Source organism: Stenotrophomonas hibiscicola ATCC 19867 (genome assembly GCF_000382065.1).
Taxonomy (GTDB): Bacteria; Pseudomonadota; Gammaproteobacteria; order Xanthomonadales; family Xanthomonadaceae; genus Stenotrophomonas; species Stenotrophomonas hibiscicola.
The window spans coordinates 305,881-321,758 of the sequence record NZ_KB907502.1; the positions used below are offsets into that span (position 1 = coordinate 305,881).

Consider the following 15,878-nt stretch of genomic DNA (forward strand, 5'->3'; position numbering starts at 1 on the left):
GTTATGGATGTCGGTGGCCGCTAGCGGCATTCCGTCGGCTGTTGCTGCGCCGCCGCATGCCGGGCGTGGTTCAGCTGTGCTTTAGTTTGGATCGATCCACAGGGGAGGTGCCATATCGGTCGTGAACCGATCCAAGCGCCTGGATCCGTCGTAGTGCCGCGCCACCGTCCGCCCGTGCGTCCACATCTTCGAAGAGCAACCACCATGGCTCAGATCGTCCACAAGCGTCGCCACCTGCTGTCCCAGGCCCTGATCCTGGCCCTGCTTCCCCTGGCTGCCAATGCGCAGCAAGCCTCAAGCTCGTCTACCAAGGATCTCGACGCGGTCACCGTCACCGGCTCGCGCATCAAGCGCGCCAGTGTCGAAGGCCCGGCCCCGGTCAACGTGATCACCGCGCAGCAGATCCAGAAAGAGGGCTTCGTCAGCGTGTATGACGCGCTGAAGACGCTCACCGAAGCGACCGGCACCGTTGAAGCCGCCTCGCAATGGGGCTCGCACACGCCCAACGCCAGTGGCCTGAACCTGCGCGGGATGGGCCCGAACCGTTCTCTGCTGCTGGTCAACGGCCGCCGTGTGGCCGACTACCCGCTGCCCTACGGCGGCGAAACCAATTTCTCCAACTACGGCAACATTCCGGCCGCAGCAGTGGAGCGCATTGAAGTGCTGACCGGCGGCGCCTCGGCCATCTACGGTTCGGATGCGATCGCCGGCGTGGTCAACGTCATCCTCAAGACCAACTACGACGGCGACGAAGTGCGCGTGCGTGGGGGTACCTCCACAGAAGGTGGACGAGATACCTGGGACCTGTCCTGGGCCGGCGGCAAGACCGGCGACAACTGGAGCGTGACCTACGCGCTGCAGTACACCAAGCGCGATCCGCTGTTCGGACGCGACCGACCGCAGATGGACGACGCCGACGACGCACCGTATCCCTCCTGGAACATGGAGCAGCGCAAGGTCGGCTTCCGCCCCACCTCGGGCCTGGCATTGATCGACCCGACCAACGGCCAGCGCCTGGCACCGCCTGCAGGCACCTGCGAGAAGTTCGACGGCGAGTACTACACTGCCGATCGGCTGGTCTACAACTACGCTACCAACACCATCACCAACACCGGCCGCCTGTGCGGCATGAGCGCCGACTACGCCAACTGGCTGCTCACCGGCGGCGCCGAGAATGTTTCCGGCAACCTCTACGCCACCTTCGATTTCAGCAGCGACCTGCAGGCCTGGACCAACCTGGCGGTGTACCACTCCGAAGCGATCTGGGGCACCAATCCGCCCAGCGTCTCGCTGATCGACGACGACAACGGCTATTACTGGGATGCCAACCGCAACCGCCCGATCCTGGGCGTGCGCCAGTTCACTCCGAACGAAGTCGGTGGCCTGGATACCCTGCGCAACACCAACCGCGAGCTGTCCTGGGACTGGAGCGCAGGCCTGCGTGGCCGCCTTGCCGATCGCTTCGACTGGAGCGCCTCGGTGGGCCGTTCCTACTACCGCGTGGAGGAACGGCAGAACGTGGTGGACGAGCAGAAGTCGTACGACTACTTCCTCGGCCCGCGCCTGGGCACCACTCCCGATGGCGAGGCGATCTACGCGTTGAACGAATCGCGCTGGTGGAATCCGCTCACGCCGGACCAATACTGGCAGATGGGCACGGTGGCCAGGAACCGCGCGTCATCGTGGGTCAACCAAGCCTCGGCGGATATCACCGGCGAGCTGTTCCAGGGCTGGGCAGGCCCGATCTCGTTCGCAGCGGTAGCTGAAGTCGCGCAGCAGGGCTACCACCTCAGCCCGGACCCACGCGCCGGCATCGATTTCGACCTGCAGAACGTCGACCGCGGTGGTGGCGAGCGCACCCGGTATTCGGCGGGCGTCGAGTTCAAGATCCCGCTGCTGGAGAGCGTGACGGCCACCGCGGCCGCGCGCTACGACCGCTATGGCAACTACAAGGCCGATGACAGCGGTGAAGCGTTGGATATCGGCAGCCAGAAGGAAACCACCTGGAACGTCGGCCTGGAATGGCGCCCGGTCGAATCGCTGCTGGTGCGTGGCTCGTATGCCACCAGCTTCCACGCGCCGGACATGCACTACCTGCTGGGCCAGCCGAGCAGTTCCGAAGTGCAGACCTATGATCGCCTGCGCTGCATCCAGAGCGGTGCCTACCTGGTCAACAACTGTGGCGTGGGCAACACCGATGTCTGGTACACCTTCGACGTGAACCGCCGTGGCACGCCGCTGCTGCGCTCGGAAACCGGTGATTCGTGGACGGTCGGCTTCGTCTGGGACGTGATGCCCAACCTGTCGGTCAGCGCCGACTACTGGGCGATCAAGCTGGAAGACATGATCGTCGACGTCGGCGCCGACGAGGTGCTGGCCAGCGAGGCGGGCTGCCTGACCGGCAAGAACATCGATGGCACGCCATGGGCCAATCCGGCCGGTGGCGACTACTGCGCCGGCATCCTGGCGCGCGTGAACCGTGACAGCAACGGGCGCCTGGTGTCGATCGAGCGCGGCCCGTTCAACCTGGCCAGCCGCGAAGTGCGTGGCGTCGACCTGACCGCGCGCTACCGTCTGGAGACCGCGCAGTGGGGCAGCTTCCAGCTGGGTGTGAACTACACCAACCAGATCTCCACCAAGGAACAGCGCTACGCCAACGACCCGAACCCGGAACGCCGCGACCGCGACCTGCGCAGCAAGCTGCGCGCGAGCCTGGCCTGGCAGCGCGGCAACTGGAATGCCAATGTCTATGCCGACCGCGTGGGCTCGGTGCCGGGCGTGCGCTACCACTGGGGCACCGACCGCCTGGACAACCCCGGCGGCTGCCTGCCGTTCGCCGATGGCTACGTGCCCAGCGACAGCCCGTCGCTGAACTGCCTGGAGCCGGCAACGCGTCCGGATGGCTCGCCGAACCCGAACCCCAATGCCGGGCAGCAGACGGCGCGCTACTACGGTCGAGTGGGGCCGTTCATCACCTGGAACTTCAACGTGGGCTACCAGGTGACCGAACACGCGAAGGTAAACGTGTACGTCAACAACGCCTTCAACTCCGCCAGCTGGAACCACAAGGATCCGTACAAGCTGGACTATGACTTTGCCCCGACCCGGTTGCTGAGCGCGGTCGGCCGTGAGTTCGCATTGGAGTATGTGTTCACGTTCTGAAGAGACCGACCTCGCCGGTAGATTCACGCCATGCGTGGATGCGGAAACGGAACGCCAGGGGCGGCCCCCCCTTCAGGCATGCGGACAGGCTGGATTTGACCTTCCCACGATGGCAAGGTTTAGCCTGTCCGCATCCAGAAGGAACCCCGGGAATCCGATCATGAGCACGCCCCGCGCCGCTGCCGCCTCCGCAAGTCCTGCCACCATCAGCCTGCCCATCGAGGGCATGACCTGCGCCAGCTGTGTCGGCCGGGTCGAGGCGGCGCTGTCCAGGGTCGAAGGTGTGGGCAGTGTTTCGGTCAATCTGGCCACCGAGCGCGCGGATATCCGCCCGTCCGGCCCGGTCGATCGGGCCGCGCTGATCCAGGCGGTGGAGCGGGTGGGCTACGACGTACCTGCCGCCACCGTTGAACTGGCCGTGGAAGGCATGACGTGCGCCTCCTGCGTGGGCCGCGTGGAGCGCGCGCTGCTGGCGTTGCCAGGCGTGAGCCAGGCCAGCGTCAACCTGGCCACCGAGCGCGCCACGGTGCGTGGCGTGGCGGATGCTGCGACGCTGGTCGCCGCCATCGACAAGGCCGGCTATGACGCACGCGTAATCGAGGCGGGTGTGCAGTCCGATGACGAGGCGGTAGAAAAGAAGGATGCCGAGCGTGCCGAACTGAAGCGCGACCTGATCGTGGCCACTGCGCTGGCATTGCCGGTGTTCGTGCTGGAGATGGGCTCGCACCTGATTCCCGGCATGCACGAATGGGTGATGGCCACGATTGGCATGCAGGCCAGCTGGTACCTGCAGTTCGCACTGACGCTCCTGGTGCTGGCCATCCCCGGTCGCCGTTTCTACCAGAAGGGCTTCCCGGCGCTGCTGCGCCTCGCACCGGACATGAATTCGCTTGTGGCGGTGGGCACCGCTGCGGCGTTCGGCTATTCGGTGGTCGCGACCTTTGCACCGCGGCTGCTGCCGCCGGGCACGGTGAACGTCTACTACGAAGCGGCGACGGTAATCGTCGCACTGATCCTGCTCGGCCGCTTCCTCGAAGCGCGCGCCAAGGGCCGCACCTCGGAGGCGATCAAGCGTCTGGTCAACCTGCAGGCCAAGGTCGCCCACGTGATCCGTGACGGTCGCACCGTCGATATCCCGGTCAATGAAGTGCAGAGCGGCGACGTGGTGGAAGTGCGGCCAGGCGAGCGTGTGCCGGTCGATGGCGAGGTGGTTGAAGGCCGCAGCTACATCGACGAATCGATGATCAGCGGCGAGCCGATTCCGGTTGAGAAGCAGCCGGGCAGCAGCGTGGTGGGCGGTACGGTCAACCAGAAGGGCGCACTGACGGTGCGCGCCACGGCCGTGGGCGCGCAGACCCTGCTGGCGCAGATCATCCGCATGGTCGAACAGGCGCAGGGCTCGAAGCTGCCGATCCAGGCCGTGGTCGACAAGGTCACGTTGTGGTTCGTGCCGGCGGTGATGCTGGCCGCGCTGGCGACCTTCGCAGTCTGGCTGATCTTCGGCCCGTCGCCGGCGCTGAGCTTCGCGCTGGTCAATGCGGTGGCGGTGCTGATCATTGCCTGCCCATGCGCGATGGGCCTGGCCACGCCGACCTCGATCATGGTGGGGACCGGTCGTGGCGCCGAAATGGGCGTGCTGTTCCGCAAGGGCGAAGCGCTGCAGCTGCTGAAGGATGCGCAGGTGGTGGCGGTGGACAAGACCGGCACGCTGACCGAGGGTCGCCCGCGCCTGACCGACTTCGAGATCACGGACGGCTTCGATCGCAGCACCGTGCTGGCGGCGGTTGCCGCAGTGGAATCGCGCTCTGAACATCCGATCGCCCGCGCCATCGTCGATGCAGCCACTGAACAGGGCATTGCACTGCCGTCGATGGTCGATTTCGAATCGGTCACCGGCATGGGCGTGCGTGCCAGCGTTGATGGTGCGCGGGTGGAGGTCGGTGCCGATCGCTTCATGCGCGATCTGGGCGTGGACGTCACTTTGTTTGCGGCGCTGGCGGCAGAGCTGGGCACCCAGGGCAAGTCGCCGCTGTATGCCGCCATTGACGGTCGCCTGGCCGCAATCATCGCGGTATCCGATCCGATCAAGCCGAGCACGCCGGCCGCGATCGCGGCACTGCATCAGCTTGGCCTGAAGGTGGCGATGATCACCGGTGACAACGCTGGTACCGCGCAGGCGATCGCGCGCCAGCTCGGCATCGACGAAGTGGTGGCCGAGGTGCTGCCGGAAGGCAAGGTCGAGGCGGTGCGCCGCTTGAAGACCACACATGGCCATGTCGCCTTCGTCGGCGACGGCATCAACGATGCGCCGGCACTGGCCGAGGCCGATGTCGGCCTGGCGATCGGAACCGGTACCGATATCGCGGTGGAATCGGCCGACGTGGTGCTGATGTCGGGTAACCTGCAGGGTGTGCCGAATGCCATTGCGTTGTCGAAGGCGACGCTGGGCAACATCCGGCAGAACCTGTTCTGGGCCTTCGCCTACAACACGGCGTTGATTCCGGTGGCCGCCGGCGTGCTGTATCCGGTCTGGGGCGTGCTGCTGTCACCGGTGTTCGCGGCCGGTGCGATGGCCCTGTCCAGCGTGTTCGTGCTGGGCAATGCGCTGCGCCTGCGCCGCTTCCAGCCACCGATGGCGGATGCCGCCGCCGTCACTCACTGAAGGGATTACCCATGAACATCGGTGAAGCCGCCAAAGCCTCCAGCGTGTCGGCGAAAATGATCCGCTACTACGAACAGATCGGCCTGATTCCCGCCGCTGATAGAACCGAGTCGGGCTACCGGGCGTATTCGCAGGCGGACATCCACCGCCTGCGTTTCATCCGCCGCGCACGCGATCTGGGCTTCCAGGTGGCCGAGATCACCGATCTGCTCGGCCTCTGGAACGATACCTCGCGGCACAGCGCCGACGTCAAGCACCTGGCCGAGCAGCACATCGCCGATCTGGAGCAACGCATCGAGCACATGCGGCAGATGGCCGACACGCTGAAGTCGCTGATCAGCTGCTGCGCGGGCGATGAGCGCCCGGAGTGCCCGATCCTGGAGCGGTTGGGTGAGGACGATGGGACGCTGGTACCGGTCGATACCGCGAAGACTGGTGCGGTGCGGCGGCGTACGCACAAGCATTGACTCGATATCGCATGCATGAAAAAGCCCGCCGGGTGCTGTAGTACCCGGCGGGCTTTTCAGTATGGGACAGGACAGGGGATCAGGCAGTACGCGGCGGGAAGCCGGCATCGGTCAGTGCCGCCACGATCTGCGCTTCGCTGGCCGAGGTCTGCACCTGCACTCGGCGGCTGGCCGGATCTGCCTGCACGCTGGCCTGCGGATCGATCAGTTCGATCGCCTTGGTCACGCTGCGCGCGCAACCGCCGCAGGTCATGCCTTCAACATGGAATTCCATCCGTAGCTCCTTGGGTGCTCTTGGGGTCGAGTCAGTGTGCACCTTCCAACGATGGCAGGGTCAAGTGCCGGGCTGAACGACAGGCAAGGCGGCAAAAAAAACGGCAGCCGCCTGTACCAGCGCGGCTGCCGTGGAGGAACGTCCCCGCCAGGGCGGGGCGTGGGTTGCACCGGGCGCGCCCGGGCAACCCGGTGTTGCCTTAGAACTTCCAGGTAGCGCCGAAGTACAGCTGGCGGCCTGCATAGGTATTGGAGATCAGGCGTGCCTTGGTGTCGCTTCCCAGGTGCACGCGCTGCTCGGACTTGGTGGCGTTGATCACCGAGGCGGTCAGGGTCCAGTCCGGGGTCAGGTTGTAGGCAACATTCAGATCCAGCTGGTCATACGGTTCGGTGTAGACGGTGAGGCCATTGTTGAGCCCGCCGACCACTTGGCCGCGACGGTTGAACGAAGCGCGCGCGAGGAACTTCTCGTTCTCGTAGAAGACCGTCACGTTGGCCTGGTTCTTGGCGCTGCCGACCAGCGGCGAGGAGCCGATTTCCTGCCCGTCCAGAACAATGGAAGCCAGGTTGGTGTCGTTGTAGGTGTAGTTGGCCTGCACGCCGAAGCCGAAATCGAAGGTGTACTGGCCATACAGCTCGACGCCCTGCGACACACCATCGCGGCCATTGGCCTGGGTCTCGTAGCGCTGCACGTTCACCGCTTCACCGTTGATGACCATGGGCGTGTCGCGCACCACCGGCAGGGTGAAGTTGTCCACGTTCTTGCGGAACAGGCTGACGCCGGCGACCGCGCCCGGCTGGAAGTACCACTCCAGGCCCAGGTCGAACTGGGTGGCCTTGAACGGCTCCAGCTGCTTGTTGCTGCCCTGGCCGACCCAGCCTGCGGTCGATGCGCCACCGGCAACGCGGCGATCATTGACGTACTCCTCGCTGTAGTAGCTCAGTGCGCCCGGTGCTGCGATGTCGGTGTAGCCAGGTCGGGCGATCACCTTCGATGCGGCACCACGCAGCACCAGCGTGTCGGTGATGTCCCATGCGATGTTGAAGCTCGGCAGCACGTCGGTGTAGGTGCGGTCCACGCCGATCAGGCTGTAGGTCTTGCTCTGCGCCAGGTCATGCGGCAGGCGCACGAAGCCGCTCTCGCAGCTGTAGGTCGGGTAGGCCGCAGCGGCGGGGTCGGTGCACGCCATCGGCGCACCGGATGCGTTGTCCAGGAAGTAGTCGTTGAACTTCTCGATCGAGTCGGAAGACTGCGCGAACTGCTTGGTGCGCACCACACGCACGCCGACATTGCCGCGCAGGCGCTCGGTGCGGAAGTTGGCCTGGAAGTAGCCGGAGTAGATCTTCTCGTTGACGTTGTAGACGAAGTCTTCCTCGGTACGGTTGTGCGAACCACCGTAGGTCTTGTTCAGATAGTCGATGTACGCCGGGTAGTTGATGCCCGGGAACACGTTGGCATTGAAGCCACCGGCAATGTTGCTGATCGGATTGGACAGGAAGAAGCCGGGCTGCGCATCGCCGGCAGTCGGATCGCAGCCACTCTGGTAGCGGCTGTTGTCATAGTCGGCCGGGTCACGGCCGGGGCACACCCAGTAGGTGTTGCCGGTGTTGCGGTGCACCTTGCCGTCGCGGTATTTGGCACCGAACTGGATTGAATCCAGCCAACCGGACTCGAACAGCTTGGTCACGTCGGCCTGGAAGTAGTTCTGCTTGACCTCGGTGCGCTTCCACGACGAATCGGTCGAGCCGGTGTCGACTTCGGCGATGCCGTTCATCAACTGCTGCTGCAGGTCGGGCGAGAAGGTGGCAGACGGCGTGCCGGTCAGGTCCCATGCGCTGTACTGGTTACCGGACAGGTAGTCGTTGCCGACCTTGCGGCGCGGCTTGGCCGACATGCGGAAGTTCATCGACGGACCACCTTCGGACCAGGTGCGGCCACCGGTGAACGAGGCCTTCCACAGCGGGCTGATGTCCCAGTCGATGGTCAGGTCGGCGGTCTGCGACAGCGCCTTTTCCTTGCTGTAGCCACCGGTCAGCTGCGGTGTCGGAATCGTGCAGTCGTCCGGGCCCCAGCCGCCGGGCTTGAGGCCGGCGGCCTTGGCCTGGTCTTCGCTGCAGTAGTAGGTCTTTCCAGCCAGCTTTTCGAATTGGGCACCCGTGACGGTGTTGCCGCTGGCATCGAAGTCCAGGCCATTGAGAAGGCGGCCTCCGGCCCAGTTGCCGTCCTGGTTGTAGCGCGCCATGCTCCATTCCGGAATCTTCAGCATGTTCTGGGTGTAGTCACCCTGCAGCTCGAAGCGGAAGTAGTTGGCGGTCATCGTGACGTTGTCGACCGGCTTGAACTGGAAGGTCAGCTGGCCGCCCTTGCGCTCGCGCTTTTCTTCCTTCACCGCGAAGTTGACCGAGGTCGGCATGAAGAAGTCGCTGTAGTTGCCGCCGGTCTGGTTGTTGAAGCCGGACTTGCCCCACCAGTAGTGGATGCCATCCTGCTGCTGCACGTTGCCATAGGCGTCGCGTGCCCTGCCGGCGCCGTACCACTGGTAGTCCTCGGTGCTGGCTTCCATGGTGCGGGTCGTGCGCTTCTGCTGCGTCACGCCGACCAGCACGCCGAAACGCTCATCCTTGCTGTGCCACGAATACAGGGCCGAGGCCTGCGGGTCGATATCGTGGTGGGTATCGGAGGAGGTGCCCTCGAGCGTGACGAAGCCCGAGTTGGACTCCATGTCCAGCGGACGGCGGGTGTGCAGGATGACCGTGCCGCCGATGCCGCCTTCGTCGATGCGTGCTTCCGGCGACTTGAACAGCTCGGCGCTGGACAGCATGTTCGACGGCAGCAGGGTGTAGTTGAACGAACGGGTGGCTTCGTCGTTGGTTTCCGACGTGGCCACGTAGTTGCCATTCAACTGGGTCAGGGTCAGGTCCGGCGCAAGGCCGCGCACGCTGACACTCTTGCCTTCACCACCGCTGCGGGTAATTACCACGCCGGGCACGCGCTGCAGTGCGTCGGCCACGTTCTTGTCGGGGAACTTGCCGACGTCCTCGGCGGTGATCACTTCGACAACGGCGTTGGCGTCGCGCTTCTGCTCAAGGCTCTTTTCGATGGCGTAGCGGTAGCCGGTGACCTGGACGCTGTCCAGAGTGGTGGCATCCGGCGCGCCGGTAGACGTGGCCTGTTGCGCGGCGGCGCCAGCCGGAATGACGGCGGCGGCCAATGCCAGCGCGATGGCCAACGACAGTGCGTCCTGGCCATGCGTACGTATTGAATGCTTCATTCCCATCTCTCCCTCTCTCCTGGATTGATCCGGTGACGTGGCACGGACAACTTGAATCGATCTAATTTGAAGTGACTTTGCGGCTGTCGCCATGTGGGTGGCAGAGCACCGCGCGTGTGGCCTGGTACGTCCTGTTGCTGCTCCCCAACTCCCGGCCATCGCAATGTCGTTCTTGGATCGATCTAAGCGATGGGCGGGCGATTTTTAGCACGGGTCGCCCGTGGGCGCATGCTGCTGCGCAATATGGTACTGGCGTGGCGAAGGGATGACGGTTTGCTGAAATCAGTGAAATCGTTTTCGTGCGCAGGGGAAGGGTGGGTCGGCAGGGCTGCGCCCTGCACCTGCTTCAAGCCAGGGCAACGTCTACAGCCAAAGCCAAAGCGGCTCTGGGTTGTCTGTGGCTTGGCGGGGCGGTGTGGGCTGGCAGGACACGCCGTAAACCCGTCCCTGGGGGCTCGATGGCGCCATCCATGGCGCCAACGGTCCTGCCAGCCCACACCGCCCCGCCTTCGACAGTTTCCCGGTGACGGTTGCATTGATCCTGGTGCGGCATGGGGTCATGGGGTCAGATCCGTTTTCCTTTGGAAAACGGATCTGACCCCCGATTGTTTCGCTATCTGACAGAGATTCATCCACGCATGGCGTGGATCTACAGATCGCGGAAATCTGTCGAAGGCGGGGTGGGTCCGGTTGCGGGGGGGGCCGCGGCATGGATGCCGCGGCCAAGCCCCCAGGGACGGGTTTACGGCGTCCCCCGCAACCGGACCCAGCCCGACTCCCCACAGGAAACCAGCTTCTGCTGTTGCTGTTGCTGTTGCTCCAGCTCGGAGCGGGTACAGGGCGCAGCCCTGCCGAACACCCCCTCATGCTGCGCCGCAGAATGCATTCGGCTGAACCTGCATGCTCTACTTGAATCGATCTAAATACACGGTCTGGTGGGTCAGGCGTCATTCCAGGGGGAGCTCTCTGCCAGTCACGGCGGGACTCAGCGGAACGGTGCCGAACGACCCCGGCCGTCTGCCTCCGCGTCATCGACTACAGGAACCCGACATGCGCCCAGTGCCGTCCGCTCCCGCCGTCCCATCGACCTCGCGCCCGCTGGCGCGCCTGGCCTGCCTGTTGGCACTTTCGGCCATGCCGATGCTGTTGCAGGCCGCGCCGGCAGCGCTGGAGCGGGAGGTCAATACATTCATCGGCAGCAAGGACGACGGCAATACGTTCCCGGGCGCGTCGGCGCCGTTCGGCCTGATCCAGGTCAGCCCGATCGGCAGCCACTATTCGGGTTGGCGCTATGACGACGAGAAGATCCGTGGCTTTGGCCATTCCTTCATCTCCGGTGCCGGCTGCTGGGAACAGGGCGGCCAGGTGTCGGTGCTGCCGGTGACCGGCTCGATCGGCCCGGGCGGCGATTTCGATACCGGAAACCCCAAGAAGTTCGACCACAAGACGTATGCCTCGAACTACACGCATGACGGCGAGATCGGCCAGGCTGGCTACTACAAGGTGCGCCTGACCAGCTACGGCGGCATCGATGCCGAGGCGACCGCGCGCACCCGTGCCGCGGCCGAGCGCTACACCTTCAGCCAGCGCAGCGGCGATGGCCACGTCCTCGTCAATGTAGGCCAGGCCAACGAACGCCATTCAGTGATCGGCAGCGTGGTCGATGTGGTCGGCGACCGTGTAGTCGAGGGCAAGCTGGTGACCAAGAGCTTCTGTGGCGGTCATCAGTACACCACCTGGTTCCGCATCGAGTTCGACCGTCCGTTCAAGGCGCATGGCACCTGGGGCGAGGGCGGTGGCCTGCCGGGTGCGCGGCACAGCATGGAAGGCGAGCAGAAGCCGAACGGTGCCTGGCTGACCTTCGACCTGGCCAAGGGCCAGTCGGTGACGGCGGTCAGCGCAATCTCGCACGTGGATGCCGAAGGCGCGCGCATCAATCTGCGCGCAGATGGCATGCAGGGGGGAGCGCTGCTCGGTTTCGACCGCATGCGTGCGTTGTCCCAGCAGTCGTGGCGTGAGCAGCTGGGCCGGGTGCGTGTGCAGGGCGGCAATGCCGACGACCGCGCGGTGTTCTACAGCGCGGTCTACCACGCGCTGCTGCAGCCGATGACCGGCAACGACGCCGACGGCCGCTACCGCGGCTATGACGATGGTATCCACCGTGCCGACGGCTGGACCTACTACGAGTACTTCTCGCTGTGGGATACCTACCGCGCGCAGAACCAGTGGCTGGCGCTGACCCGCCCGGACGTGGCACGCGATATCGGCCGTACCCTGCTGGCGATCGACGAGCAGGGTGGTTGGCTGCCGCGCTGGGGCTATGCCAACTTCGAGACCAACATCATGACCGGCGACCCGGTCACCCCGTTCATGGTCGACCTGTGGCGCTTCGGCGCGCTCAAGGGCCGTGAATCGCAGGCCTGGGATGCGCTGCGCCGCAACGCCTTCGGCACGCCGCCGTTGAACTCGCGCATGGCCGGCCGTTCCGGCAACCCGACCTATCTGGACAAGGGCTACGTGGTCTACGACCGCGCGTTCCCGTCCAAGGGCATGGACGTCGATCCGCACCATGGCGGTTCGGCCACCTTGGAATACGCGCTGGCCGACTGTGCGCTTTCGCAGATGGCCGATGGCCTCGGCCACGCGCAGGACGCGGCGACGCTGCGTGAGCGCGGCCGCAACTGGCGCAAGGTGTGGGACCCGCAGGTGCGTGACGCCGAGACCGGCTTCACCGGTTTTCCGCGCCCGCGCACCGAGGATGGCCAGTGGTACACCCCGGCCGATGGCCACTACAGCCCGCGCTCGCACCATGGATTCCATGAAGGCACGGCGTGGCAGTACCAGTGGCTGGCGCAGCAGGACGTGCCGGGCCTGGTCGAAGCGATGGGCGGCCGCGAACAGGCTGGCCGCCGCCTGGACGCCTTCTTCGCCATGGACGCGCTGCAGGCCGACCCGCTCCATGCCGCCCGCAAAGAGTGGGTGGTCGGGCCGTACAGCTATTACAACCAGTTCCGCTACAACCCGAACAACGAGCCCGACCTGCACTCGCCGTGGCTGTACACGCTGATCGGCCAGCCGTGGAAGACCGCTGCCGTGGTGCGCGCTGCGCAGCAGCTGTTCACCAACGCCCCGAACGGCGTGACCGGCAATGACGACCTCGGCACGATGTCGGCCTGGTACCTGTTCAGTGCCATCGGCGTGTACCCGGCGGTGCCGGGCAGCGGCCAGTTCCTGCTGCACACCCCGCGCTTCAGCAAGGTGGAAGTGGACATGGGCAACGGCCGCACCCTGCGCATCGACGCGCCGGGCGCCGATGGCCGCCGCCTGCAGTATGTGCAGGGCGTCCAGGTCGACGGCCAGGCGCATGCACCGGTATGGCTGGACTGGAACCGCCTGCAGCAGGGCCCGCGCCTGCAGTTCGCGCTCGACGCGAAGGCGCCGGAGCAGGGCTGGGGTACGGCGGTGAAGGACCTACCGGTGTCCTGGTGCGCGGCACCGGGCAGCCAGCTGCGCTGAGCCGGACTGTGCCGTTCGCGGTCACCCAGCGAACGGCACGGCACGACACGGCCCTGATCCATTAGGCTTGAGCCTCCAGCGGAGTCCGGGAAGACGATGAACGACAACGGCAGCAGTCCCAGCAAACGCGCCGGCAAGGCGGTGACGGTGACCGACATCGCGCGTGCCATCGGCGTGTCACGGGCAACGGTGTCGCTGGTGCTGCGCGGCAGCCCACTGGTCAACGTCGATACCCGCGCCAAGGTCGAGGCCGAACTGCGCCGCCAGCGTTATGTCTACAACCGCGCGGCGGCCAACCTGCGCCGGCGCACGTCATCAAGCATCGCGCTGGTGATCAACGATCTGTCCAACCCGTTCTTCGCCGAATTCGCATCCGGTGTGGATGAGGCGCTGGGCGGGCGTGGTTATGTGACCCTGCTGGGCAGCACCGGCGAATCGCCGGAGCGCCAGCAGGCGGTGCTGTCCACGCTGATGGAGCACACCCCGGCCGGCCTGATCCTGTCGCCGGCCGAGGGCAGTGATACCACGCTGCTGCGGCAGGCGCTGGGTGCCAATGCCAACGTGCTGCTGTTCAACCGCGAGCTTGAAGGGGCTGACTGGGATTTCCTCACCCTCGACAACCAGCACGGCGCCTATCTCGCCACGCGCCACCTGATCGAGCGCGGCCATCGCCAGATCGCCTTCTTCGGCGGCCACGCGGCATCCAGCTCCTGTCATCAGCGCCGCGCCGGTTTCCAGCAGGCGCTGGCCGAGGCCGGGCTGTCGCTGCCGCCGGGCTGGATGATCGAATCGGCACCGAACCGCCTGGAGGCCGCGGCGCGCACCCATGAGCTGTTTGCCGATGGCCATCGCCCGAGTGCGGCCGTCTGCTACAACGACACCGTCGCGCTGGGCTTGATGCTGGGCCTGAATTCGCGCGGCATCCGCCCGGGCGGTGACTTCGCGGTCACCGGCTTCGACGACATCTCCGAGGCGGCGGTAGCGGTGCCGCCGTTGACCACGTTGACCGCCGACCCGCGCGAGCGTGGCCGGCAAGCTGCGGCGCTGCTTCTGCAACGACTGGACGAACCGGATGCGCCGCCGCGGCGCACGGTCGCGCCGGTGCAGCTGCGCATCCGCGAAAGCAGTGCCGCACGACCGAACTGATTCCTTTCATACATCCCTTCCACGCAACAACGACCTTCCGCGCATCGAGGCGCGTACCGCATGCCGATCTCCGCAACGCCCCGTCCATCGGGTTCTTCGGGCAACGCACCCGCCGTCACCAACGGCAAGGCGCTGGCCGTGGTCACCACGATCTTCTTCATGTGGGGCTTCCTGACCTGCCTCAATGACATCCTGATCCCGCACCTGAAGGCGGTGTTCGAGCTGAACTACGCCAAGGCGATGCTGGTGCAGTTCACCTTCTTCGGCACCTATTTCCTGATGTCGCTGCCGGCCGGACGCCTGGTGGCGGCGCTGGGCTACAAGAAGGGCATCGTGGCCGGCCTGCTGATCGCCGGTATCGGCGCACTGGGTTTCTGGCCCGCGGCCGAGCTGCGCGTCTACGGCGCCTTCCTCGGTGCACTGTTCGTGCTGGCGACCGGCATCACGGTGCTGCAGGTCGCCGCCAACCCGTACGTCGCACTGCTGGGACCGGAGCAGACCAGCTCAAGCCGCCTGACCCTGGCGCAGGCGTTGAACTCGCTGGGCACGGCCATCGCCCCGATCTTTGGCGGCATGTTGATCCTGTCCAACACGGTGAAGAGTGCCGATGACATCGCGGCGCTGCCGGCCGCCGAGCAGCTGGCCTACCGTGCCGCCGAGGCGCAGGCCGTGCAGGGTCCATACGTGGGCCTGGCGGTGGCGCTGGTACTGCTGGCGCTGTTCGTGTTCCTGTTCCGCCTGCCGGCGTTGAGCGACGCCACCGAGCAGGCTGATCAGGGTCACCACCACAGCTACCTGGATGCACTGCGCAAGCGCCACCTGCTGCTGGGCGTGCTGGGCATCTTCTTCTACGTCGGTGCCGAAGTGTCGATCGGCAGCTTCCTGGTCAATTACCTGTCGATGCCCAACATCGGCGGCTTCAGCGAACAGGAGGCCACCCATTACGTGTCGGCCTACTGGACGATGGCGATGATTGGCCGCTTCGCCGGCTCGGCGCTGCTGGCGCGCTTCTCGCCCAGCCGCCTGCTGGCGATCTTCGCGCTGGTCAACGTGGCCCTGCTGGTTACGACCATGCTGACCTCTGGCAGCATCGCGCTGTACTCGGTGGTGGCGATCGGCCTGTTCAACTCGATCATGTTCCCGACCATCTTCGCACTGAGCATCGAGCGCCTGGGGCCGCTGACCAACAAGGGCTCCAGCCTGCTGATCATGGCCATCGTCGGCGGTGCCGTGGTGCCGTACCTGCAGGGCGTGCTGGCCGACCACATCGGTGTGCAGGCCAGCTTCATCCTGCCGCTGCTGTGCTACGGCTACATCATTTTCTACGGACTGGTCGGCGCACGTACGCCGGCTTCCGCAACGCAGGGAGGCTGAGTCCGG

Annotated in this window: 8 protein-coding genes; 6 read left to right on the forward strand and 2 right to left on the reverse strand. The window is 65.6% G+C overall.

Features of this window, described 5'->3' with window-relative positions:
- Nucleotides 1-204 precede the first annotated feature (204 nt).
- The 3 genes from G370_RS0115525 to cueR all read left to right on the forward strand — a co-directional run bounded on the left by G370_RS0115525 (nucleotide 205) and on the right by cueR (nucleotide 6,291).
- Entirely contained in the window at nucleotides 205-3,162 is a 2,958-nt protein-coding gene (locus G370_RS0115525; protein WP_019661427.1) for a TonB-dependent receptor plug domain-containing protein, read from the forward strand.
- A 160-nt stretch (nucleotides 3,163-3,322) separates the two neighbouring features.
- Nucleotides 3,323-5,824: a heavy metal translocating P-type ATPase gene (locus G370_RS0115530; RefSeq protein ID WP_019661428.1), complete on the forward strand. Its 2,502-nt coding sequence runs from the start codon at nucleotides 3,323-3,325 to the stop codon at nucleotides 5,822-5,824.
- Between the two features lie 11 nt (nucleotides 5,825-5,835).
- Nucleotides 5,836-6,291: a Cu(I)-responsive transcriptional regulator gene (gene cueR / locus G370_RS0115535; protein WP_019661429.1), complete on the forward strand. Its 456-nt coding sequence runs from the start codon at nucleotides 5,836-5,838 to the stop codon at nucleotides 6,289-6,291.
- Between the two features lie 79 nt (nucleotides 6,292-6,370).
- Here cueR and G370_RS0115540 read toward each other — a convergent pair whose 3' ends face one another.
- Nucleotides 6,371-6,565, reverse strand: coding sequence for a heavy-metal-associated domain-containing protein (locus tag G370_RS0115540; protein WP_019661430.1), 195 nt, complete (start codon nucleotides 6,563-6,565; stop codon nucleotides 6,371-6,373).
- A gap of 199 nt (nucleotides 6,566-6,764) precedes the next feature.
- Nucleotides 6,765-9,842, reverse strand: coding sequence for a TonB-dependent receptor (locus tag G370_RS0115545; RefSeq protein ID WP_019661431.1), 3,078 nt, complete (start codon nucleotides 9,840-9,842; stop codon nucleotides 6,765-6,767).
- Between the two features lie 1,044 nt (nucleotides 9,843-10,886).
- On the opposite strand from G370_RS0115545, the gene G370_RS0115555 reads away from it, so the two are divergent.
- The 3 genes from G370_RS0115555 to fucP all read left to right on the forward strand — a co-directional run bounded on the left by G370_RS0115555 (nucleotide 10,887) and on the right by fucP (nucleotide 15,872).
- On the forward strand, nucleotides 10,887-13,352 hold the full coding sequence (locus tag G370_RS0115555) for a GH92 family glycosyl hydrolase (RefSeq protein WP_019661433.1): 2,466 nt from the start codon (nucleotides 10,887-10,889) through the stop codon (nucleotides 13,350-13,352).
- 96 nt (nucleotides 13,353-13,448) lie between these two features.
- Entirely contained in the window at nucleotides 13,449-14,498 is a 1,050-nt protein-coding gene (locus G370_RS0115560) for a LacI family DNA-binding transcriptional regulator (RefSeq protein ID WP_019661434.1), read from the forward strand.
- A gap of 60 nt (nucleotides 14,499-14,558) precedes the next feature.
- On the forward strand, nucleotides 14,559-15,872 hold the full coding sequence (gene fucP / locus G370_RS0115565) for an L-fucose:H+ symporter permease (RefSeq protein WP_019661435.1): 1,314 nt from the start codon (nucleotides 14,559-14,561) through the stop codon (nucleotides 15,870-15,872).
- Nucleotides 15,873-15,878: the final 6 nt, after the last annotated feature.